This is a genomic window from Treponema sp. R6D11 (assembly GCF_054786075.1).
Map to the genome: position 1 here is coordinate 1 of NZ_BDHD01000395.1, position 1,178 is coordinate 1,178.

3 protein-coding genes are annotated in these 1,178 nt (G+C 39.5%); all 3 read left to right on the forward strand.

The genetic code is table 11. From position 1 onward, the window contains the following. Nucleotides 1-43 precede the first annotated feature (43 nt). On the forward strand, nucleotides 44-772 hold the full coding sequence (locus ACYVTD_RS13430) for a late competence development ComFB family protein (RefSeq protein WP_461248240.1): 729 nt from the start codon (nucleotides 44-46) through the stop codon (nucleotides 770-772). An 80-nt stretch (nucleotides 773-852) separates the two neighbouring features. Further along, on the forward strand, nucleotides 853-1,023 hold the full coding sequence (locus ACYVTD_RS13435; protein WP_461248241.1) for a hypothetical protein: 171 nt from the start codon (nucleotides 853-855) through the stop codon (nucleotides 1,021-1,023). Between the two features lie 41 nt (nucleotides 1,024-1,064). Next, the coding region (locus ACYVTD_RS13440; RefSeq protein WP_461248242.1) for a 30S ribosomal protein S20 at nucleotides 1,065-1,178 on the forward strand (114 nt) is incomplete at its 3' end.

Genomic DNA, 1,178 nt, shown 5'->3' on the forward strand with positions numbered 1-1,178 from the left:
CATATAGTATACTGGAAAAGTTAGTAAGTTAGGGGAGAATAATATGGACATTCATAATACAAACGAAGATGTGGTATTTGAAGCCGTACAAACTATTTTTGACGAAATAAAAGCCAGCGGCAACCCGGAACAATTCTGTCTGTGTTATCAATGCAGAATCGATACAATTTGTTATACTCTTAATCGCATTGAACCTAATTACATAGTGTCAAACCGCGGATTTACAAGAATAGAACAAACAGGTATAAAACGGCAGCAAATCGAGGCTGATATAAACGCTCTTATTTACAAAGGGTTGCGTCTTGTTCAGCATAATCTGCGTCCCACTGCGCCTCATAACCCTGATGAAGTCCATGTACAAAAAGTAATAGCCACCCCCTTGTTTGATATTCCAACAATGGCGGGACGCATTTTTAACGGTATCAGTTTTGAGCCGATTGTGGGTATCGATATAGCTTTATACCTAGACGGAGAGCCTGTCCAAATGAGAAACAGCAACTGGCAAAACCCGTATACGATGGTTCCAAGCACTCCTGGAGCGTTTAGTTTTTGGCCTGCGCCGATTCCCGCTGATATTCCCGATATAACCAAAGAATTCAAATTTGCGTTAAAAGTTAGTTCTCCTGATTATGAGCCGTTAAACCACTTTTTTAATATAACATCAATAAGTAAGTTTCATAATCCGCAGTCCTATGCTTTAAACCGTACTTTTAAACTGCCGGATTTATACCTTTTCCCGCCGGGAGAAGCGGAAATTAACGACGGGCAATAGCCATAAAATGTCTTGACATTATACGAGAAATTATTGTATTCTTATTAAATATTGATTATTTAGGAGAATAGGAGAAAATTATGGCGCAAGCAAGTAAAAACAGCCGTACTGCCAGCGCGACGCAAAAATTTATGTGCGCGTGCGGCGGAGAAATAAAGATGAAAACCCTCTTTGAAAACGGCAAAGTAAAAAACATGGCGGAATGTGAAAAATGCAAACGCAAAGAAAGACGTCCGTCCGATTTTAATTGAGCATTGCAATAAAGAAATAAGAAAATTTTTGGAGGAATTCGTTGGCTAAAAAAAGTAATTCAGCTGAAAAGCGGCATCGCAGAAGTGAAGAACGCCGCTTAAGAAACAAGGCGGCAAAGAGCGCTGTAAGAAGCAGTGTAAAAGCATTTGTAACT

What these genes read in the sequence shown, in the direction of transcription:
- ACYVTD_RS13430 (WP_461248240.1), top strand. Translation starts at nt 44, where the DNA reads ATGGACATTCATAATACAAACGAAGATGTGGTATTTGAAGCCGTACAA.
- ACYVTD_RS13435 (WP_461248241.1), top strand. Translation starts at nt 853, where the DNA reads ATGGCGCAAGCAAGTAAAAACAGCCGTACTGCCAGCGCGACGCAAAAA.